16 protein-coding genes are annotated in these 21415 nt (G+C 73.4%); 7 read left to right on the forward strand and 9 right to left on the reverse strand.

What is annotated here, in order from left to right; all coding sequences use genetic code 11:
* Positions 1-61 precede the first annotated feature (61 nt).
* The 3 genes from BCD48_RS29265 (at position 62) to BCD48_RS29275 (ending at position 4064) form a co-directional block, all read left to right on the forward strand.
* Positions 62-1390: a serpin family protein gene (locus BCD48_RS29265; protein ID WP_083419370.1), complete on the forward strand. Its 1329-nt coding sequence runs from the start codon at positions 62-64 to the stop codon at positions 1388-1390.
* A 203-nt stretch (positions 1391-1593) separates the two neighbouring features.
* Positions 1594-2367 carry a creatininase family protein gene (locus BCD48_RS29270; protein WP_071051639.1) on the forward strand — a complete coding sequence of 258 codons (774 nt, stop codon included), beginning with the start codon at positions 1594-1596 and terminating at the stop codon, positions 2365-2367.
* Positions 2364-4064 carry a phytoene desaturase family protein gene (locus tag BCD48_RS29275; protein WP_071051614.1) on the forward strand — a complete coding sequence of 567 codons (1701 nt, stop codon included), beginning with the start codon at positions 2364-2366 and terminating at the stop codon, positions 4062-4064. The genes BCD48_RS29270 and BCD48_RS29275 overlap by 4 nt, the downstream gene beginning before the upstream one ends.
* 41 nt (positions 4065-4105) lie before the next feature.
* Here BCD48_RS29275 and BCD48_RS29280 read toward each other — a convergent pair whose 3' ends face one another.
* On the reverse strand, positions 4106-5032 hold the full coding sequence (locus tag BCD48_RS29280; RefSeq protein WP_083419371.1) for a transglutaminase-like domain-containing protein: 927 nt from the start codon (positions 5030-5032) through the stop codon (positions 4106-4108).
* A gap of 265 nt (positions 5033-5297) precedes the next feature.
* On the opposite strand from BCD48_RS29280, the gene BCD48_RS29285 reads away from it, so the two are divergent.
* The 3 genes from BCD48_RS29285 (at position 5298) to BCD48_RS29295 (ending at position 8160) form a co-directional block, all read left to right on the forward strand.
* Positions 5298-6374: a fatty acid desaturase family protein gene (locus BCD48_RS29285; RefSeq protein ID WP_198543442.1), complete on the forward strand. Its 1077-nt coding sequence runs from the start codon at positions 5298-5300 to the stop codon at positions 6372-6374.
* Between the two features lie 178 nt (positions 6375-6552).
* Complete coding sequence (locus tag BCD48_RS29290; protein ID WP_071051616.1) at positions 6553-7386, forward strand: GAF and ANTAR domain-containing protein; 834 nt, start codon at positions 6553-6555, stop codon at positions 7384-7386.
* A 51-nt stretch (positions 7387-7437) separates the two neighbouring features.
* Positions 7438-8160 (forward strand): GAF and ANTAR domain-containing protein, encoded by a 723-nt coding sequence (locus BCD48_RS29295; protein WP_071051617.1) that lies wholly within the window; start codon positions 7438-7440, stop codon positions 8158-8160.
* A 71-nt stretch (positions 8161-8231) separates the two neighbouring features.
* On the opposite strand, the gene BCD48_RS29300 is transcribed toward BCD48_RS29295, so the two are convergent.
* From BCD48_RS29300 to BCD48_RS29335, 8 genes are all read right to left on the reverse strand, one after another.
* A complete protein-coding gene (locus tag BCD48_RS29300; protein WP_083419374.1) occupies positions 8232-9596 on the reverse strand; it encodes an FAD-binding oxidoreductase in 1365 nt (454 codons plus the stop codon).
* 152 nt (positions 9597-9748) lie between these two features.
* Entirely contained in the window at positions 9749-10939 is a 1191-nt protein-coding gene (locus BCD48_RS29305) for a nitrate ABC transporter substrate-binding protein (protein WP_071051618.1), read from the reverse strand.
* Between the two features lie 290 nt (positions 10940-11229).
* Positions 11230-12129, reverse strand: coding sequence for an ABC transporter permease (locus BCD48_RS29310; protein ID WP_071051642.1), 900 nt, complete (start codon positions 12127-12129; stop codon positions 11230-11232).
* 5 nt (positions 12130-12134) lie between these two features.
* Positions 12135-12893 carry an ABC transporter ATP-binding protein gene (locus BCD48_RS29315; protein WP_071051619.1) on the reverse strand — a complete coding sequence of 253 codons (759 nt, stop codon included), beginning with the start codon at positions 12891-12893 and terminating at the stop codon, positions 12135-12137.
* A 3-nt stretch (positions 12894-12896) separates the two neighbouring features.
* A complete protein-coding gene (locus BCD48_RS29320) occupies positions 12897-14222 on the reverse strand; it encodes an amidohydrolase family protein (RefSeq protein ID WP_083419375.1) in 1326 nt (441 codons plus the stop codon).
* A 151-nt stretch (positions 14223-14373) separates the two neighbouring features.
* Positions 14374-15663 (reverse strand): methylenetetrahydrofolate reductase C-terminal domain-containing protein, encoded by a 1290-nt coding sequence (locus BCD48_RS29325; RefSeq protein ID WP_083419376.1) that lies wholly within the window; start codon positions 15661-15663, stop codon positions 14374-14376.
* 95 nt (positions 15664-15758) lie between these two features.
* Positions 15759-17384, reverse strand: a complete 1626-nt coding sequence (gene pruA / locus BCD48_RS29330) for an L-glutamate gamma-semialdehyde dehydrogenase (RefSeq protein WP_071051620.1) — start codon at positions 17382-17384, stop codon at positions 15759-15761.
* A gap of 778 nt (positions 17385-18162) precedes the next feature.
* Positions 18163-19149 (reverse strand): malate dehydrogenase, encoded by a 987-nt coding sequence (locus tag BCD48_RS29335; protein ID WP_071051621.1) that lies wholly within the window; start codon positions 19147-19149, stop codon positions 18163-18165.
* Positions 19150-19483: 334 nt separating this feature from the next.
* On the opposite strand from BCD48_RS29335, the gene BCD48_RS29340 reads away from it, so the two are divergent.
* The gene (locus BCD48_RS29340; RefSeq protein WP_083419379.1) at positions 19484-21076 is read left to right on the forward strand and encodes a carboxylesterase/lipase family protein; all 1593 of its coding nucleotides are present in this window, start codon (positions 19484-19486) and stop codon (positions 21074-21076) included.
* The last annotated feature ends 339 nt before the right edge of the window (positions 21077-21415 follow it).

Consider the following 21415-nt stretch of genomic DNA (forward strand, 5'->3'; position numbering starts at 1 on the left):
TCGCGGGTAGGACGTCGCGGAAGGGAACCAGGGCGGCCGGGGGTGCGTCGGAGGGGGCGTGATGCGGCGACGTGAGTTACTGCGAGCGGCCGTCCTGGGTACGGCGGGCCTGGGAGCGGGCGCCCTGGTCGGCGGGTGCGGCGACGCGGCGGGCCCGGGGGATCGCGGCGGGAACGGTGGCGGCGCGGCGGTGGCGGCGCAGAACGTCGCCCGCGCCACGGCGGACACGGGCGCGCTCGCCGGCGCCGCCACCGCGGTCCGGGGGCTCAGCGGCGACCTGTACCGGCGGATGGCGGCGGCGAACGCCGGAAACCTGGTGTGCTCGCCGTACTCGGTGGCGGTCGCGCTCGGGATGACCCGCGCCGGCGCCGCCGGCCGCACCGCCTCCGAGATGGACGCGGTGCTGCACGCCTCCGCGCTGGGGAGCGGGCCCGACGCGTTGCCGGCTGGGCTGAACGCGCTGACGCTGGCGGTGGAGAGCCGGGCCGGCAAGCGGACGCTGGCAGACGGGTCGACGATCGAGATTCTCGTCGACGTGGCGAACTCGTTGTGGGGCCAGCGGCAGACGCCCTGGGAGGCGCCGTTCCTGGAGACCCTGGCGCGCTACTACGGGGCGGGCATGCGGACCATCGACTTCGGGGCGGACGCGGCGGGCGCGACGAGGGCGATCAACGACTGGACCGCGAAGCAGACCCACGACCGGATCCCCACGCTGCTCTCGCCCACCGATCTGGACGCCTCCACCCGGCTGGTGCTGGTCAATGCGCTGTACCTGCGCGCCCCATGGCAGATCCCGTTCGGGGACGCGCGGCCGGCGCCGTTCACCCGTCCCGACGGCTCGGCCGTCCAGGCGCGGCTGATGAGCCTGACCCTGGCCCAGGCCGGGTACGCGACCGGGCCGGGCTGGCGGGCCGTCGACATCCCCTACGCCGGCGGCGAGCTGGCCATGGCGGTCGTGCTGCCGGACCCGGGCCGACTCGACGCGATCGAGGCCGCGCTCGACGAGACGGCGCTACGTGGCCTGCTCACCGGTTTCCAGCCGACCGCGGTGGAGCTGGAGCTGCCGCGCTGGACGTTTCGCACCCACGCCGGCCTCGGCGACCCGCTGGCGGCGCTCGGCATGCCGACCGCCTTCGGCGGCGACGCCGACTTCAGCGGGATGACGCGGGCCGAGAAGCTGCACATCGACAAGGTGGTGCACGAGGCGTTCATCGCGGTCGACGAGCAGGGCACCGAGGCCGCGGCCGCGACCGCCGTGGCCATGGCGGTGTCGGCGATCCTGACCGAGGTCCGGCTGACGGTCGACCGCCCGTTCCTGTTCGTCGTCCACGACCGGGCGACGGCCACCCCGCTGTTCGTCGGCCGCGTCGTCGACCCGACCGCCGCCTGACCCGCGCCGCCACCGTGGCCGGCGCCCGGCTGGCCTCAGGAAGTTAGCGATGCCGAAATTTCGTCCTGACGAGGCTGTCATGACGGCTGGCCAGAGTGTTCGCCAGGTCAACATGCGAGGAGAGGGGTGTGGCCGCCCCGGATGATCCGTGCGTCTGGCCGGCCGCCGGCTCCCCGGGCAACGCTTTCGCGTCTGGAGGCATCATGACCAGGATCTTCGCCGACCTGCGGGCTCCCGAGATCGCGGACCTGTCGCCGGGGGCGGTGGCCGTCCTGCCGATCGGGTCGGTGGAGCAGCACGGGCCGCACCTGCCGCTGTCGACGGACCTGGTCGTCGCCGACACGCTCGCGCGCGACGTGGTCGCGGCCCACGGAGACGAGATCGACCTGCTGCTGCTGCCGACGCTGGCCTACAGCAAGTCCAACGAGCACGCCTGGTCGGCGGGGACGATGTGGCTGTCGGCTACGACGGTGCTGGCGACGCTCGACGACCTGGGCCGCTGCCTCGCGACGACGCCCGTCGAGCGGCTGGTGTTCCTCAACGGCCACGGCGGCAACAGCGCGCTGTTGCAGGTCGCGAGCCGCGACATCCGGCTCGCGCACGGGCTGCGGACCTTCGTCATGCACCCATCGCTGCCGCCGGATCACGGCGGGACGGCGCCCGCGTCCGAGCTGGGCATGGGCATCCACGCCGGGATCGAGGAGACGTCGCTGATGCTGCACCTGCGCCCGGACCTCGTCCGGATGGACCTCGCCGAGCGCAGCGTGCCCGAGCACCTGGCCGGGTTCGAGCGGGTCGGCTGGGGCCGCCCGGTCTCATTCGGCTGGCTGTCCGACGACTTCGGGACGAACGGCACGCTCGGCGACCCGGTCGGCGCCACCGCCGAGCACGGCAAGGAGCGCTACGAGGCGATGGTCGAGACCGCGTCCGCGTCGCTGCGCGAGATCGCCCGCTTCGACCCGAGGCACGCCCGGTGACGGCCGGCCTGTCCACGGCGGCCCAGCCGCTGGCCGGGCCCGCCTCGGACGAGCTACCGGCGCACGCCGACGTCGTCGTCATCGGCGGCGGGCACAACGGGCTGGCGTGCGCGGCGTACCTGGCGCGCGCCGGCCAGTCCGTCGTCGTCCTTGAGGCGCGGGAGACGGCTGGCGGGTGCGCGTCGACGGTCGACGCGGTCGGTGCCCGCGTCAACATCTGCAACTGCGACCACACGATGATCCGCGCCAGCGGCATCGTCGAGGAGCTCGACCTCGCCTCGTACGGCCTGCGCTACCTGGACGTCGATCCGCTGGTCATCGGCGTCGGCTGGGCCGACGAGCCGGTGTTCGTCCAGTGGCGCTCGATCGAGCGCACCGTCGACGGGCTCGCCCGCATCGGCCCGGCCGTCGCCGCCGCCTACCGGCGCTACCTGGAGGTCGCGATCCCGGCGGCGAAGCTGGTGCTGGCCGTGCAGTGCGGCCGGCCGACGACGCCGTCGATCGTCGCCACCGTCGTCGCGAAGCAGAGGCTGCGCGGCTCCCGGGTGCTGCTGGACTGGCCGCGGCGAAGCCTGGTCGACGTGCTCACGTCGTTCGGCCTGCCGCCGTGGATGATCGCCTCGACGCACACCGTCGGCCCTGCGGTGTGGGGGCTCGGGCCGGACGCGCCCGGCAGCGGGCTCGGGGCGCTGGGGCTCGCGATCCGCCACCTCGTCGGCGTGGGCCGGCCGGTGGGCGGCAGCGGCGCGGTGCCGGCGGCGCTGGAGGCCTGTGCGCGGGCGCACGGCGGCCGGATCGTCACCGGGGCGCGGGTGTCCGGGGTGGACATCGTGTCGGGGCGGGCCCGGGCCGTGCGGCTCGGTGACGGGCGGCGGATCACCGCCGGGGCCGTCGTCAACGCCACCGACCCGCACACCCTGCTCGTCGACTGGCTCGCCGGCGTGCCGGCCGCGCGGGGCCTGCGGAAACGCTGGGTGGAAAGGCCCGCGGCCGACGGCTACGAGTCGAAGGTGGACGCGGTCGTCACCGCCCCGCCGACGCCGCGCGCCGTGCTGGAGCTGCCCGAGGATGTGCTGCCGGCCGCGCTGCGCCACGTGCCGACGACGGTCGTGAGCCCGACGTCCGAGCAGCAGGTCGCGGCCGCGGCGGCGCTGCGGGCCGGCCTGGTCAGCGATCCGCCGATGTTCTTCCTCAACACCCCGTCCGTCCTGGACGAGACCATGCGGCCCTCGCCGGCCGAAGGGCGGGGGGTGATGGCGGAGCCTCCCGCGGCGGGAGGCCCCACACGCGACGCGGGCGTGCACGTCCTGAGCCTTGAGGTGCTGTGGACGCCGTGGGCGCTGCGCGGCGGCTGGGGCGACCCGGCGCTGCCGTGGGGCTGGCTGGAGCGGTTCGCCTCGATCTGCGGCGACGGGCCGGGCGTGCTCGCGTCGGTGCGCGACTGGCGGGCGATGACCCCGCCCGACTACGAGCGTGAGTTCTTCCTGCGCCGCGGCTACGTCCCGTCCTTCCCCGACGGGGTCATGGCGGCCCTGCTGGGCCGCCATCGCGAGCTGTCCCGCTACCGCACGCCGATCGCCGGCCTCTACCTGACGGGCGGGGCCACCTTCCCCGGGGCCGGTGTCTGGGGCGCCTCCGGCCGCAACGCCGCGGCGACGGTCCTGGCCTCGGCCGGCCGCACCAGGCTGCCGCTGTAGCCGGAGAGGTCACGAGGTCCACACACAGGACCGGCGCGGTCTCAGCTGAGCAGGGCGCCGGACGTGTGCTCGTCGACGGGGAGGTCTCCGGCCGTCGTCGCGGTGACCTCGATCGACTGGAGGGTGACGATGCCCCCCAGAATGTCGGCGAAGGCGGCGTCGGCGGCATCCCGGCCGGTCGCGATGCGCACCAGGCTCGCCCGCGGGACCTTGCGGGTGGCGTCGTAGACCCGCCAGACGCCGTCGATCCAGGCCTCGAAGACCGCGTGGAAGTCCATCGGGGTCAGCCCGGGCGCGTAGACGGCGGCGAAGCGGGCCGGGATCAGGAGCGCCCGGCAGAGCGTGATGCCCAGGTGGGCGAAGTCGCGGCAGACGCCCTGCCCGGTGAGCAGCGTGTCCTCGGCGGAGTCGTGGACGGCGCTGGAGCCGGGTACGTAGCCGATGCGGTGATGGATCCAGGCGGCGATGGCGTCGACCCGGGGCCGCCCTGGCGGCAGGCCGCCGAACTCGGCGACCGCGAAACCGACGACGTGATCTGACGGGCAGTAGCGGCTCGGCCAGAGGTAGGTCAGTTGTTCCATGGTGAGTCCGCCGGCGTCGGCGAGGCCGGGGGATATGTCCTTGTGGGCGACCGTATCCCCGCCGGGGGAGGCCGCGGGGGCCGCGGGCGCCTGCTCGAGTTCCGCCCAGTACGACACGGACAGGAGGCCCCGGGGGGCATGAAGCAGGTGTATCCGGCCGCCGTGCGGGGCGGTGAGTTCAGTCGGCTCGACGAGGGGTGCCTCACCCGTTGTCGTGGTGGCCAGCCGTTCGACGAGTACCCGGGGTCCTCGGGCGGCGGCGATCGACAACGCGATGTCCGCGGGCTCCTCGACGTCGAACGCGAGCTCGGCGCTGACCACCCGGCCCCGGCCGGCGGCGGCTCGCGGGGGTGGAGTCCCGTCGGGGACTTCCGTCTTCGTCGTCACGCCGGCCGCCTCACCCCGGCGGCGACCTCCGCCGGACGCCCACCGCCGGCAGGGCGCCGACCACCGCGTCGGGATCCGCGATCCCGGCCCACTGATGATTGTGCCAGGTCCACTATTTGTGCCAGGTCGGTAGACCCGGGCGGCTGGCCGGACCGCCGCCCGGTAGGCTGCTCGAAAGCGACTGAGTACTCGTCCCGGTCTGGTCCGAACGCCTGTTCTGGGTTCCAACTCGCTGATTCCGTAGGGTCGGCTGAGAAGGATGACCATGACCGTTAATGCCATGGCCGCGTCTAAAATTCCGGATTTGGCCCAGTCTGACGACAGCTCGCCGGTACCGGCCGGCCGTCTCGACTACGTCGAGCTGTCCCAGCGCGTAAAGCGCGCTGGACTGATGAACCGCCGCCCTGGTCGCTACGCCCTCATGATCCTGGCGAACTGGGCGCTGCTCGGCGGCGGCTGGCTGTTCTTCGCCTGGCTGGGAAACTCGTGGTGGCAGCTGTTCACCGCGGCGTTCCTGGCGGTGATGTTCACCCAGGTGGCGTTTCTCGGGCACGACGCGGGCCACCGGCAGATCTTCGCCGGCCGGCGGTCCAACAAGGCCGTGGGCCTCCTGCACGGAAACCTGCTGGTCGGGCTGAGCTTCGGCTGGTGGATGGACAAGCACGGCCGGCACCATGCGCACCCGAACACCGTGGGTCGCGACCCCGACGTTGGCAGTGGTGCGTTCGTGTTCTCGCCGGACGAGGCCCACGACCGCCGCGGCATCCTGCGCTGGATGACCCGCCACCAGGCATACCTGTTCTTCCCGGTCGTGCTGCTCGAGGGCCTGAACCTGCACGTGGCCAGCATCCGCGAGCTGGCGGCGCGGCGGAACCGGGGCGCGGTCACCGAGGCGGCGCTGCTCGCGGCCCACACCATCGCCTACTTCGGCACGATCTTCCTCGTCCTGTCGCCGCTGAAGGCCCTGGTCTTCATCGCGGCCCACCAGGCGCTGTTCGGCCTGTACATGGGCTGCGCGTTCGCCCCGAACCACACGGGCATGCAGATCTTCTCCAAGACCGGCACCGACTTCCTGCAGCGGCAGGTCCTCTCCTCGCGCAACATCCGCGGCGGCCGGATCACCGACATCTTCTACGGCGGGCTGAACCGCCAGATCGAGCACCACCTGTTCCCGATGCTGCCGAGGCCGAACCTGCGACGGACACAGGCGATCGTGAAGGAGTTCTGCGACACGCACGGCATCAGCTACCGGGAGAGCAGCCCCCTGGGCTCGTACCGGGAGATTCTCGCCCACCTGCACGCCGTCGGCGAGCCGCTGCGGCGTCGTCCCGCCCAGGCGTGAACAGCCAGAGCCGGGGCTGCCGGACCGCGGGCGCGGGCAGCCCGGCTCGCCCGACCGAGCGGCCGGGGAGCGCCCACGTAACCCGAGCCGGGCGCGCGGCACGCCGCGGGCCTCGCGGGCGGGCCAATCCCTGACAGGCCCGCGCGCGGCCTCGGACGACGCCGGCCCAGGCCCAGGCTTGGACCGGCTGTGCGTCCGCGTCGCGTCGGTCCTGCACGTCGACGGCGCGGCGATCTCGGTGACGTCCGGCGCCATCGGCCGGGGAGCGCGCGGCGCGAGCGACGCGGCGGCCGGCCGGCTCGACGATCTTCAGCTCGCCCTCGATGAGGGCCCCTGCCACGACGCCGCCGAGGACGGCGGCCCGGTGCTCGTGGGGGATCTGGCCGGGCCGGCGGGGCAGCGTTGGGGGCGGTTCACGCCCACGACGCTGGCCGCCGGGTACCGGGCGGTCTTCGCCTTCCCGCTGCGGATCGGTGCGATCGAGTTGGGGACGCTGTTCCTCGTCCGGGCCAGCCCCGGCGGGCTGGACGGCGGCGCCCTGGCGGACGCGCTGGTCGTCGCGGACACCGTCGCCCTGATCCTGCTCGACCCGCCGGCCGGCAGCCCACCCGGCGACGCGACAGGCGACCCGGCCGAAGGACGCGCGATCATGGCGGCGCCTGGCGCGCCTGGAGGCGGCTTGGACGACAGCGCGGCCGAAGGGCGCGCGATCATGGCGGCGCCTGGCGCGTCCGAATGTGACCTGGACGACATCACGGGCGACCTCGCGGGCGGTCCTGAGGACGATCTGGCGGGCGAGGCCGCGGCCCGGCTGCGGGCGCGGGCCGCCTCGCTGTACCGGCCCGAAATCCACCAGGCTACCGGGATGGTCATGGCCCAGCTCGGCGTGAGCGCGCAGGAGGCCCTGGTGCGGCTGCGCGCGCTCGCCCGTGCCCGGGGTCAGATAGCCGACGAGACCGCCCGCGACATTGTTGCCCGCCGGCTGCGGCTCGGCGGAGACCTGCCCCGATGATGGGGGCAGGGAGGGACGGTCCCCCCGTTGGTGAGGCGTGCGGAGGCAGCGGTGTGCCGGGAACGGGAGCTGAGCGAGGCGTTCGTGGGCCTCGCCGACAGCTTGGTCGCCGACTATGACGCGGCGGACCTGCTACACCGGTTGGCTGACCACTGCGTAGCGCTCCTCGGCGTGGCCGCGGCCGGCCTGCTGCTGTCCGACCAGCGCGGGAGGCTGCAGGTGGTGGCCGCGTCGTCGGAGGCGAGCCGCCTGCTGGGGCTCTTGCAGCTTGAGCACGACGAAGGGCCTGGCCTGGACTGCTATCGGACCGGCATGACGGTCACGGTTCCCGACATCGACCTGGCGGCCCTGCGGTGGCCGGTCTTCGCGGCCGAGACCCGCTCCGCCGGCTACCGCGGCGTGCACGTGCTGCCGATGCGGCTGCGCGACGACGTGGTCGGGACGCTCAGCCTCTTCGGGGCCCGGCCCGGCCCGCTCGAGGACACCGAGGCCCGTGTCGCCCAGGCGCTCGCCGACGTGGCCACGATCGCCATCCTGCAGGAGCGCGCGATCCGTCACCACGAGCTGCTGGCCGAGCAGCTGCAGCACGCCCTGACCAGCAGGATCATGATCGAGCAGGCCAAGGGAGTCCTCGCCGAACGCGGCGGCCTCGACATGGACCAGGCGTTCGCCCGGCTGCGCCGGTACGCCCGCGACACCAACACCCGCCTCACCGACCTGGCCCGCGGCATCGTCGAGGGAACGCTCGACAGCAGCCGGGTGCTCGGTGCCTAGCCGGCCCGGCAGCCGCCGCCCTGAGCACGCGGGCGGCGGCACCGGCGGCCGGCCGTGGGGAGCCCAGGAGGCTACGGAGCGGGGAGCTTCCCGGGGTTGAGCAGGCCGTCGGGGTCGAAGCGGGCGGCGGCCTCACGGATCATGTCGACGCGGTTCTTCAGCACCCAGGTGTGCGGGTCGTTGACGAAGACCTCGACCTCGGCGAGGCGGGCCATCCGGTCGTAGAGGGTGTCGGCGTCGTCGAAGCGCAGGAACAGCATGCCGGCCCAGAACCGGCCGCCGCCCTCCAGGTCGGCGAAGCCCTCCAGGTGGATGAGGGTGTCCGGCGCGATGGCTGCCACCTCGGCGCGGCGCCGGGTGAGCCCTGGACCGCCGCACTGAAGGTGGGTGAGCTCGGGGCGCAGCTTGCGGACCCGGTAGGTGGTGTGGTTGTACGACAGCGATGTGACCAGGGCCGGGCCCTTCGGCCGGACCGCGTCGACCCGGCCGCCGTGGCGTTCGACGATCGCGGTCGCCGCCGGGACGCTCTCCTCGGTGACGATGCCGCGCACCGACAGCCGGTCGGCCGGCATCGCCGGGTCGGCCGGGCGGTAGGTGGCGACGACGCCCGCCTCGTCGAGGGAGAGCAGCCTGGGCGTCGGCTCCAGGCCGAACAGGTCCTCGCCGGCGGCGACGGCGCCGTCGAGTTCGGGGAACGAGGCGAACAGCGCGGTCCAGCGCCGCGCCGGGCGCAGCGCCACCGTCGCCGTCGCGATGACGCCGCTGACGCCGAAGGCGTGCGACTGGGCCATGTTGTCCGGGTAGGGCACGTCCACCGGGGTGGCGTCGTCGGTACACGGCACGACCCGCAGCGAGCGGATGTAGCCGTCCCAGACGGCGCCGTTCGCGATCGAACCGGTACCGCCGGCGCCGCCGGCGATGAACCCGCCGATCGTGGAGCCCACGGTCGACGGCATGATGGCCAGCTCCTGGCCGGTCGCCAGCGCCGCCTTCTCCATGAGGACGAAGGACGCGCCCGCCTCGGCGGTGATCCAGCCGTCCTCGACGGCGAGCACCTTCGTCGCCCGGGACGTGTCGAGGACCAGCCCGCCGAACAGCGGGATGCCCTGGCCGTAGTTGCCCGTGCCCTGCCCGCGCACGGTGACCGGCACCCGGTGGCGGTGCGCGGCGCCGACGGCCACGGCGATGCCCTCGGCGTCGGGCGGGCGGACCACGACGTCGGCGACGCCGCCGGGCAGCATCGGGCGCAGGACGGGGCTCATGTGCGCCCAGTCCGTCGACGCGGTCAGCCGGGCCGCCTCGTCGCGGGACACCGCGTCCTCGCCGAGCAGCTGGCTCAGCTCGAAGGTCAGGTTGTTCAGCGCTTCTGGGTCGACCGGGGTCACCTCGGGCAGCGTGGCCCGTTTGAACACCGGCATGGCGACAGGTTCCGCCATGAACATCCTCCGTCATCGGGAACGACGGATCCCGGTGGCCGCCCGCCGGGCGGAGGCCACCGGGACCCGCGTTCGTCAGCTGTACCTAGCGCGCCTGTATCCGCGCGCCCCCGGCCTCGTGGACGCCCACGAGGCCGGCGGGCGTCAGGAGGTCAGGAGGTCAGGCTGATCTTGGTGTCGAGGAACTCGTCGGTGTAGAGGTCCGACGGCTTGAGCCCGTCCTTGATCGGCTTGTTCTGCTGGGCGTAGATCGGGGAGAGGATGCCGATCAGGGTCTGGGTGCGGGCGTCGTCGAAGTCGCCGAGGGTCGGGGTCTTGCCGTTGCCGATGATGCCGAGCTCGGCCATGGTCTTGACCGCGTAGTCCGCGACGCCCTGGGTGTAGACCCAGCCGTTGTTGTACTTCGTGACCGCGTCCAGGATGACCTTGTTGGCCGTGGCCGGGTCGGCGATGAAGTCGACGATCGCCTGCTGCATGATCGGGATCAGCTTGGTGAGGCAGGGCTTGAGGGCGTCGAGCTTGTCCGCCCGCACGCCGATCTCCTGCTGGTAGAAGTCGAAGCCCGCGTCGGCGACCAGCTGGTACTTCAGCGGCTTGCCCCAGGAACGGACCTCGTTCTCCCAGGTGTAGGGCTCGGAGGTCGCGAAGCCCTGGACGGCGTACTCGCCACCGGAGGCGACGAAGTTCGTCGGGGTGCCGTCGTAGCTGCCGTCGATCTGGCTCTTCTTCAGGATGCCCTGGCCGGTGAAGTAGTCCATGTACGCGGCGCCCTCGAAGTAGAGCACCTTGGTGTCGGTCTTGCCGATGTCGGCGATCGTCTTGAAGTCCGGGTGCTTCTCCGGCGACCAGCCGATCTCCTGCGGGCTCTTCTCGAGGCCGGCGAGCAGCGCGACGGTCGGGTGGTCCTTCGAGGTCTGGATCTGCTCGTCGGTGCTGATGTAGCCGATCGTGATGTTGGGGTCGGCGTACAGCTGCGACGTGACCGTCTGGAAACCGATCGCCGGGCCGCCGGCACGGATCTCCAGCTTGACGCCGGTGTCCACGCCGCCGTGCGCGACGAGCTCACTGGTGACCGACTTCTTGCCGGTGTTGAACGACGGGTTAGGGCCGAGCAGCTGGTACTGCCCGCCGTGCTCCGACTCGGGGTTCCAGTCGGACTGCAGGACGATGGTGCTCGGGCAGCCGGCCGCCTTCAGGTCGTACTGGGCCGGCACCGCGCCGCCCGCGGACGCAGACGGCGCGGGGCTCGTCGTGTCGTCGCCGCCACAGGCGGCGGCGACCAGGGCGAGCGCGACCGCCGCGGCGGTGGCCGCGACGAGCCTGGTCGGGCGTGGTCTGGTCAACGGAGTCTCCCCCTGGTTTCTCGGGTGGCGTGCACCCGACGGCATCGATGGATATGAACCGTGCCGCGGTGGCGCGGCTGGCGTGACGCGGTGACGCGGGTGGTGCGGCGGAGCGGGTGGAACGGCAGTGGGCGGAGCGGTGGTGCGGACTACGGCGGGACGGACAGCGGGAGGCGAGTGCGAAAGCGGCGCCGCGGCGCACAAACTCGGGAGGGAGCGTTCACGGCGCCGCTGCCGACCTTGTGCCTTGGGGCCGCCGCCTCGGGCGTGACGGAGGCGTGACGGAAGGATCAGCCTCGCTTCGCCTGGTACCAGCGGCCGACGACGCGGCGCGACAGCCAGCCGAAGAAGACGAAGACGGCGATGCCGAGCAGGCTCGCCACCAGCGTCGTCGCCCACAGCCGCTCGCCCTCGAGCCGCGAGCTGTAGACGGACAGGTTGGTGCCGAGCCCGGCGTTGCCCTGCTTGAAGAAGAACTCCCCGACGATCGCGCCGATGACCGACAGCCCCGCGGCGACCCGGAAACCGGAGAACATCGCCGGCAGTGCGGCCGGCAGCTGCAGCTTCCACAGCCTGGTGAGCCGGCCGGTGTGGTGCAGGGTGAACAGCTCGTGCATGCCCCTGTCGACCGACTGCAGGCCGAACAGCGTGTTCGAGACGATCGGGAAGAACGCGATGATGACGCAGACGATCGTCCGGCTGGTGAGCGCGAACCCGAAGAAGAAGCTCAGCACCGGGGTGAGCGCGAGGATCGGCACGGTCTGCAGGACGACCGCCCACGGGTAGAGCGAGCTCTCGATCCACTGCGCCTGGCTCATGAGCACCGCGGCGAGCACCCCGAGGACCATCGAGATCGCCAGTCCGATGAAGGTGACGATGACGGTGTAACGCAGCGCCTCAAGAATGACCTTGAAGTTCGACCAGTCGAGGAAGCCGACCCGGATCACGTCGTGCGGCAGCGGAAGCATGAACCGCTGCTGCTTGGTCAGCGTGAGCCCCGAGACCAGGTACCAGCCGCCGACGAACAGGGCGAACACGCAGAACGGCAGCAGGAACTTGTTGAAGAGCGTCCCGCGCGACCGCGCCCACCAACCACCGGGAGCGCGGGGGGCCACCGGCGGCGCGACCACCTCGCCCGGCGCCGGCCCGACGGCGGGGGTTGCCGCCGTGGAGTCAACGTCAACCGTCATGATCGTCACACGTCCCTGAGGTATTGGGAGACCTCGCCGCACAGCGCGGCGAACTCGGCGCTGTAGCGGATCTCCGGTGCGCGCGGGTAGTCGAACGGGACGGCCACCTCGGCCTTCACCCGGCCCGGCCGGCCACTCATCACCAGCACCCGCCCGGACAGGAAAACGGCTTCCTGCACCGAGTGAGTGATGAACAGCGCCGCGAACCGGCTCTGGATGAACATGCGCAGCAGCTCGTCGTTGAGCCGCTCCCGGGTGATCTCGTCGAGCGCCCCGAACGGCTCGTCGAACAGGAACACGTCCGGGGCCAGCACCATCGACCGGGCCAGCGACACGCGCATTCGCATGCCGCCAGACAGCTCCTGCGGCAGGTGCTTCTCGAAACCGGTGAGGCCGACCAGGTCGATCGCGTCGCGGACCCGCCGGTCGCGCTCCTTCTTGTCCATGCGCTCGAGCTCGGCGAGCAGCCGGACGTTGTCCCAGACAGTGCGCCAGGGCAGCAGGGTGGCGTCCTGGAAGACGTAGCCGACGGACTTTGAATGGACGTCGACCTCGCCGTCGCTCGCCTTGTCCAGGCCGCTGGCGATCCGCAGCAACGTGCTCTTCCCGCAGCCCGACGGGCCGACGACCGTGACGAACTCGCCGGGCGCGACCGCCAGGTCGGCGCCGGTGAGCGCGACCGTGCCGTCCTTGAACTTCTTGCTGACGCCGGAGAAGCGCAGCGCCGCGGTCGTCGCGGGCGGGGGTTCGGTTGTCATCGTCATCGGCTAGGCCTTCGGTTGGAAGGGGGTGGACGAACCCGTCGACCATGCGGACGCGGCGGAGACGGGCGACGCCCCCGGCGGGGCGGCGAGCTCGGAACGCACCACGGTGCGGGCGACGACCCGGCCGTCGCGCCACACGGTCCGCTCGGCGCCGGCGATGCCGAGGGCGTCGAGCACGTCGGTCGCGGGCATCGCGACCAGGTCGGCGGGCGCGCCGGGCGTCAGCGTCACCGCCGGCAGGCCCATCGCCGCCCGCGGCGCCGCGGTCACCGTGTCCAGCGCCTCGATCGGGTCGAGATGGCCACAGGTGATCATGAGCGCCGCGACCTCCAGCGCGTCGCCGCGGCCGACGAGGTGGAACGGGTCGCGCAGGTTGTCGCCGCCGGCGGCGACCGTCGCCCCGGCGCGCAGCAGCGGCCCGACGGCGGTCAGCCCCCTCGGGGTCGCGACCGGGTGGTCGCGGCCCTGCAGGAACAGGTTCGTCTGCGGCAGCGCGACGACGGCGATGCCGGCCTCGGCGACCCGCTCCGAGATCTCCCGCTGGGTCTCGATCGGCTGCATCGACAGGCTGACGCAGTGGCTCGCCGTCACGCCGTGCGGGAATCCGGTGCGCAGGACCAGGTCGGCCATGGTCCGCAGGCTCAGCGCGGCCGGGTTGAGCGTCTCGTCGGTGTGCAGGTCCATCGGCTTGCCCGCCTCGCCGGCGGCGTCCAGGCAGGCGGCGACGGCCCGGTCCGGGTCGTCCTCCATGTGCGGGCAGCCGCCGGCGACGTCCGCGCCGATCTTGAGGGCCTCGCGCAGCAACGGGCCGGCGGCGTCGTTGACCAGCGCCACCAGCTGCAGGTCGATGACACCGCGCCAGCGCTCCCGGACCTCGATCATCGCCTCCAGGCCCGACAGGCCCACGTCGGAGAGCACGTTGACGTGGGAGCGGATGTGGGTGGTGCCGTAGGCGAGGTGGATGCGCAGCGCCGCCTCGGCCCGGGTGATGATGTCCGCGGGCGTGGTCAGCTCGCGCAGCAGTTCCATCGCGGCGATGGCGCCGGCGAGGTCGCCGGTGAGGTTGGGCCCGAGCGAGGCGGTGAGCGCCTTGTCCAGGTGCGCGTGCGGCTCGACGAACGACGGGAGCAGCACCTGGCCCGACAGGTCGACGTCGTCCGGGCCGAGCCCGCCGGCCGTCGCGGCAGCGTCCGCCGAGGTGCCGGTCGTGCCGGCGCCGGCCGTCCCGGCGGGCAGCACCTGCCCGATCACCCCGTCCGCGATCTCGACGTCGACGATGTCACCCGTCGCCGTCATCGCCGAGCGCAGCCAGCTCATGCCCACCGCCATCCGCCCACAACGCCTCCCAGCTCGCCGGCGCAGGCGACCGCCCGCCTGACCGGCCCCGTCCGCGCCGCCCGCCCTCTGTACACGGTCTGCCCCTTGCGCGTGACTCGTCCGATGCGGGCGGTTCGCGCCCCGTGTCCCATGGTGAACCGTCTCATGACGGCCCGGCTCCCGTGCCAGCGGCTGCCCGGCGTCGCCCCCGGCGGCCGGGCGGCGCGGCGACGCCGAGCACCCGCCTGGCGATCTCGGCCATCGCCGTGGCGAGCGCCGCCTCCTGGCCGGGTGGGGCGCCGCCGGAGAGGTTCACTCCGTCGACGCCGGGGATCTCCAGCATCCGCTCGGCGAGCTCGGTGCACTCCGCGATCCCGGCAGCCTCGATCTCGGCCGCCTCCACCGCCGTGACGGCCGCGATTCCCGTGCCCGCGGCACCCGCGGCGCCGTTGGCCGGTGGCGCCCACGCGTCGCCAGTGATCCGCTCCAGGTAGCCGGGCGGTAGCCGGGCGCCCGCGAACGAGGCGATCACCGCCGCCGACGCCGCGCTCGTGACGACCGGGACACAGATGAGCACCAGCCCCGTGAAGCCGGCCGCGCGCAGCTCACCGACCGCGTCCGCGACCGGCCCCGGCCCGCCGCAGTGGTCGACGAACACCGCGTCCGCGCCCGCGTCGATCTTGGCGAGCAGCCGGGGGAGCCGCCGCTCCGCCGGGGGCGCGGCGGGGGCGTGCGCGACCGAGCACAGCGGCCCGCCGGAGCGCGCCGCCGCGGCGGCGGCAAGCTCCACGACGCCGACGGAGTCCAGGTCGAAGACCCCCGCGGCGTCCGCCCGGTGGCCGAGCGCGGTGTGGTCGCCGGTGACGCAGTGCAGCGCGACAGCGCCTGCGTCGGCGCAGGCCGCGATCTCGCCCTCGATCGCGACCTGGTTGCGGTCCCGGCAGTTGATCCCGGCCCAGGCGGGGACGCCTTCCTCGGCGAGCAGCCGGGCCCGGTAGGAGGGCGGGAACTGGACCCGCGCGCCGCCGTGGTCGCCGAGCAGGCAGGCGTCGGCCGTGCCGGCGAGCGCCGCCGCGCTCGCGCGCAGGCTGGCGGCGGACAGCGGCGCGGCGGGCAGGTCGGCGACGATCACCGGCCGGGTGGCGGCCGCGGCCAGGAACTCGGCGACCCGCGGAGGTCGGCCGGCGGGAGAGCCCGGCGAGTCCCGGCGGCTGGCGGCCGGGACCTGCCCGGCGGGCCCAGCGGGCGCGGCGGGCGCGGCGGCGTAGGGCCAGCCGGCGGGGTCGACCTCGAGGAAGGCGCAGGTCCCGAACCCGGGAACCTCGCAGGACCCGTCCGTGTCGACCCCGGCGCAGGGGCCGTGCGTCATCGTCTTCGGACACCGGGCAGTGGCGGCGCGCCAGCGACCGCCGGTGAAGTCCCCGATGTCGACCACGCCAACACTGTCCAGCACCGCTGGCCGCGTTCGGTTGCGAGACGATCAATTCTAAGTTTCAAGCTTCCAAATTGACCTATCTCACCCCGCCGACCATCGCCAACCCGGCCGCTTCAGGAGGGGTAGTGGTGGTTGGTCGGTGGGCGGAGATTCTCCTTGATGGCGCGCGGACTGGTCCAGCGCAGGAGGTTCAGCGCCGAGCCGGCCTTGTCGTCGGTGCCGGAGGCGCGGGCGCCCCCGAAGGGCTGCTGGCCGACGACCGCGCCGGTTGGCTTGTCGTTGACGTAGAAGTTGCCCGCCGCGAACCGCAGCGCGTCGAGGGCCGCCGCCGCCGCGGCCCGGTCCTGGGCGATGACCGCGCCGGTCAGCGCGTAGCGCGACGCGTCGGGGTCGGCGATCCCGACGAGGACCCGGTCGTAGTCGGCGTCGGCGAAGACGTGGACGGCGAGCAGCGGGCCGAAGTACTCGGTGGCGAACGCCTCGTCCGCGGGGTCGGTGCCGAGGACGATCGTCGGGCGGACGAACCAGCCGCGGCTGTCGTCCGCCAGCCCGCCGGCGACGATCGTCAGCGAGTCGACCCGCCGGGCCCGGTTGATCGCCGCCGTCACCCGGGCGTAGGCGCGGGCGTCGATGAGCGCGCCGCAGAACACCGCGGGGTCGGTGACATCCCCGGTCATGAGCGTCTCGGTCTCGCCGACGAGGCCGTCGCGCATCCGCCGCCACACCGACTCGGGGACGTACGCCCTGGACGCGGCGCTGCACTTCTGGCCCTGGTACTCGAACGCGCCGCGCAGCAGCGCCGCGCGCAGCACGTCCGGGTCGGCCGACGGGTGGGCGAGGACGAAGTCCTTCCCGCCGGTCTCGCCGACCAGGCGCGGGTAGCCGCGGTAGTGGGCGATGTTCTCGCCGACCTGGCGCCACAGGTGCTGGAAGGTCCGCGTCGAGCCGGTGAAGTGGATGCCGGCGAGGTCCGGGTCGGTGAGCGCCACGGCGGAGACGTCGGCACCGTCGCCGGGCAGCATCGAGATCACCCCGGGTGGCAGGCCCGCCTCCGCCAGCAGCCCCATCAGGAAGTGCGCGGCGAGCTGCTGGGTGGGGGAGGGCTTCCACAGGACGACATTGCCCATCAGGGCGGGCGCGGTCGGCAGGTTGCCGGCGATCGAGGTGAAGTTGAACGGTGTGATCGCGTAGACGAATCCCTCCAGGGGGCGGTGGTCCGCCCGGTTCCACACCCCGGCGCCCGACGCCGGCTGGTCGGCGAGAATCTCCCGGGCGAACGCGACGTTGAACCGCCAGAAGTCGACCAGCTCGCAGACGGCGTCGATCTCGGCCTCGTGCGCGACCTTGCTCTGCCCGAGCATCGTCGCCGCGTTCAGCGTGTCCCGCCACCGCCCGGCCAGCAGCTCCGCCGCCCGCAGGAACACCGCGGCCCGGTCGTCGAACCCGAGCGCCCGCCACCCGGGCGCCGCCTGGCGCGCAGCCGCCAGCGCCCCGCGGGTGTCGTCCTGGGTCGCGGCGCGGAACGTCCCGAGCACGTGCTTGTGGTCGTGCGGCATGACGACGTCGACCGCCGCCCCACCCCCGAGCCGTCGCTCCCCGCCGATCGCGGCCGTCAGCTCCACGGGCGCCGCGGCCAGCTCGTCGCACCGCGCGGCGAGCCGCGCGCGTGCCTCGGAGCCCGCCGGATACGTCCGGACCGGCTCGTTGACCGGCCTGGGCACCTGGGTCACCGCGTCCATCGCGCGCCTCCCTCGGGAGCCTCGCGGCTGTCGGTCCGGCCCGGCGGTGGCCCTGGCTCCGTACCCCCGGTCTACTCCGCGCCGTCGCCGATCGCCACCCGCGCCGGCAGACCTTGGCCGACCACGAGCAAGCGTCGTGGCCCGGCCGGATCGTGGTCCGGTCCGGTCGGGGGCCGGGGTTGGGGTCGGCCCGGGGTTGGGCTGGAAGGTTGTTGCTGGTTCGCTCCGTGCGGGCACGGCGCTCCGGCCCCGTACTCGCTTCGCTCCCACGGGACCTCCGCGCGCCGTCCTCCTGCGCTCACGGGCGCTGCGGCGACCTCGCTGCGGCCCCCCTACGTCGCTTCGCTCGTAGGAGGGCCTCCGCGAGGCGCGCCTCCGCGCCCAGCACGGTTGCGTTCCGCTGTACGTCACCAAACCGACGGCGCAGCGCTCGGATGACTAGCACGTTGCTTCGCTCGTGGGGCGGTCTTCACGCCTGATCGGTATGGGACGCGACCAGTACCCAGTCCGGACTCCACGGGCAAAGCGATGTGGTTCCGGTAGAAGCTGGCCCCGGATCGGGCCGGTCCTGGATTGGTGCCGTTCAAGCGAGAGGCGACCGTGCTGGCGCGGAGGCGCGCCTCCGCGGAGGCCCGCCTACGAGCGAAGCGACGTAGGCGGGCCGCAGCGGAGGTCGCCGGAGCGCACGTTCGCGGAGGAGGACACGGCGCGGAGGTCCCTTGGGAGCGAAGCGAGTAAGGGGCCGGAGCGCCGTGCCCGCACGGAGCGAACCAGAGATTCAGATCAGGCCGAGGGAGCGGATCGCGTCGCGCTCCTCGACGAGCTCGGCGACCGAGGCGTCGATGCGGGTGCGTGAGAACTCGTTCAGGTCCAGGCCCTGGACGATCGTGTACTCGCCGTCCTTGCAGGTCACCGGGAACGACGAGATCAGGCCGGCGGGCACGCCGTAGGAGCCGTCCGAGGGGATGGCCATCGAGGCCCAGTCACCGTCGGCGGTGCCGTTCACCCAGGTGTGGACATGGTCGATCGCGGCGGAGGCGGCGGAGGCGGCCGACGACGCGCCCCGGGCGGCGATGATCGCGGCACCCCGCTTGGCGACGGTCGGGATGAACTCGTCGGCCAGCCAGGCCTCGTCGACCTGGTCGGCGACGGGCTTGCCCGCGACCTCGGCGTGGAAGACGTCCGGGTACTGGGTGGCCGAGTGGTTGCCCCAGATCGTGATCTTCTTGATGTCCGCGACCCCGACGCCGAGCTTCGCGGACAGCTGCGAGATGGCCCGGTTGTGGTCCAGGCGGGTCATCGCGGTGAAGCGGCCGGCCGGGACGTCCGGGGCGTGCGTCTGGGCGATGAGGGCGTTGGTGTTCGCCGGGTTGCCGACGACCAGGACCCTGATGTCGCTCGCCGCACCCGCGTTGATGGCGGCGCCCTGCGGCTTGAAGATGCCGCCGTTGGCCTCCAGCAGGTCACCGCGCTCCATGCCGGCGGTGCGCGGCCGGGCACCCACCAGCAGGGCCACGTTCGCGCCCTCGAACGCCTTTACCGGGTCGTCGAAGATGTCGACGCCGGAAAGCAGCGGGAAAGCGGCGTCGGCGAGTTCCATCGCCGTTCCTTCGGCAGCCTTGACCGCCTGCGGGATTTCCAGCAGGCGCAGCTTGACCGGGGTGTCCGCGCCGAGGAGCTGCCCGGATGCGATCCGAAAAAGAAGCGCATACCCGATCTGCCCGGCGGCGCCGGTTACCGTCACATTAACAGGTGTACGTGCCATGGCCCGGATGCTATCCTTCCCGGCCCGTCCTCGCCCCTCCGGAGCCTGTCCACGCCCCGTATGCCAGCGTGGCGCCTGACACAGCCCGCCCGCCCGCGCGGCGCGCGCTGGTCCAGGACCGCGGGCGCGCGTCCTTCCGTACGTACGTACGCCGCCGTCCCGGCGCCGACCGACCGACGACGCCGGTTGGCTGGGGCACCGCTAGATCGCCCGTGCGGACTCTGGCGAATACGGGCGGTGAGGGGGCCAGTCGCCGTAGCATCCGGATGCGGCCGTGCCGGGCCCCCGCGGCCGGCCAGCGCCGGCTCAGGCCCTGAAACCGCCTGGAGGTCGCGTGACCAGCGTCGCTGAGGGCAGCGTCGTCGACACCACGTCCGGGAAGGTACGCGGGCTCGTCGAGCAGAACGGGACGCTCGCGTTCCTCGGGATTCCCTATGGCGGGCCGACGTCCGGAGCCGGGCGGTTCCTCCCCCCGTCACCGGCCGAGCCGTGGGCGGGCGTGCGCGACTGCGTCGCCTGGGGGCCGCGGTGCAAGCAGTCGATGCTGCGGCTGGGTGCCCGCTACGGCGCGGACGAGCCCGGTGTCGACCGGGCCGCCGCGATCGCGCGCAGCATCGCGCTGGTCACCCTGTCCGGCGGCGGCGACCGGGGACGGGTCAGCGAGGACTGCCTCAATCTCAACCTTTGGACGCCCGCCAGCGACGACGGCCGGCGGCCGGTCATGGTGTGGCTGCACGGCGGCGGCTTCTCCAGCGGCAGCGCGAACAACGCGGCCTACTTCGGCGACCGGCTCGCCCGCCGCGGCGATGTCGTCGTCGTCACCGTCAACCACCGTCTCGGCGTGCTCGGCCACCTGCACCTGGACGGGCTGGGCGGGCAGCGGTGGGCCGGGTCGGGCAACGCGGGGATGCTCGACATCGCCCTGGCGCTGGAGTGGGTCCGCGACAACGCCGCGGGCTTCGGCGGCGACCCGGGCCGGGTGATGGTGTTCGGCCAGTCCGGCGGCGGCGCGAAGGTCTCCGCGCTGCTCGCCATGCCGGCGGCCGCGGGGCTGGTGCACCGGGCGGCGATCCAGAGCGGGCCCAGCCTGCGGGCCGTCACCGCCGAGCACGCCGACCGCGCGGCGCGCGCGCTGGTGCGCGGCCTCGACCTCGACGCCGCGCGCCTGGACCGGATCCAGGAGCTTCCCGTCAGCGCGCTCCTGACGGCGGCCGCCGCCGCGGCCAGGGCGGGTGAGAGCCCCGGCCCGCTCGGGTTCGCGCCCGTGCTCGACGGCGCCGCGCTCCCGGCCCACCCGTTCGACCCGGTCCCGGCGGCGACCCAGCGGGATGTACCGCTGCTGGTCGGCGCCACCGCCGACGAGGTGACGTTCATGTCCGCGTTCAACCCCCGGTTCGGCACGCTGACGATGGCGGACGTCGGCCCGGGCCTCGCCGAGGCCTGGGGCGAGCGGGCCGACCTGCGCGTCGAGCTGCTGCGGGAGCTGCGTCCCTACTGGACGCCGTCGTTCCTGCGGGCCTGGAGCCGGGGTATCGGCTTCCAGGTCGCCACGTCGCTGCTCGCCGAGCGCAAGGCGGCGGCGGGGGGCGCGCCCGTGTTCGCGTACCTGCTCGCCTGGCGCACCTCGGCGCTGGGCGGGATCCTCGGCGCCCCGCACTGCCTGGACCTGCCGCTCGTCTTCGACAACCCCGACCGCGCCCCGATCGGCGGGGAGGCCCCCGACCTGGGCGTTCTCGTCGGCGAGGTGGCCGATGCCTGGATCGCCTTCGCCCGGCACGGCGACCCGAGCCATCCCGGGCTGCCTCCCTGGCCGGCGTACGGCACTCGCGACCGGGCCACGATGGTCTTCGACCGCCCCACCCGGGTGGTGCGCGACCCCGAACCCGAGATCCGCGCCGAGTTCGCCCCGTCGTCGTTGTTCCTTTGACGAGAGAGCCGCCCGCCCACAGGCCCGTCAACCAGGCCCAGCTGGCCGAGACCACGTCCTCTCGGGCGGCCACGGCGGGAGCCGTGCGAAGAGTGGCGAACGGGATGTCCAGGCTCGGCTACACTCAGCCGCAGGCCGTACCAACGTGCCTGAGAACGCGCCCGAGGCGAGCCGAGGTGTTCGCCGGTCAGTGAGTTGTGGCTGGCTTTCCACGGCCCGCGCTGTCTGTTCGGGGAGATGACGTCTTCGGCCCGCCGGTTCCCGAGGGGGAACAGGGCTCGGCTCTCCCCGCAGACCGTCGGCCTGGCCATCCTGCTGGCCGTTGACCGTGCGACGCCT

Origin of the sequence: Pseudofrankia coriaricola, assembly GCF_001854805.1 — a bacterium.
In the GTDB taxonomy this organism is placed as follows: Bacteria; Actinomycetota; Actinomycetes; order Frankiales; family Frankiaceae; genus Pseudofrankia.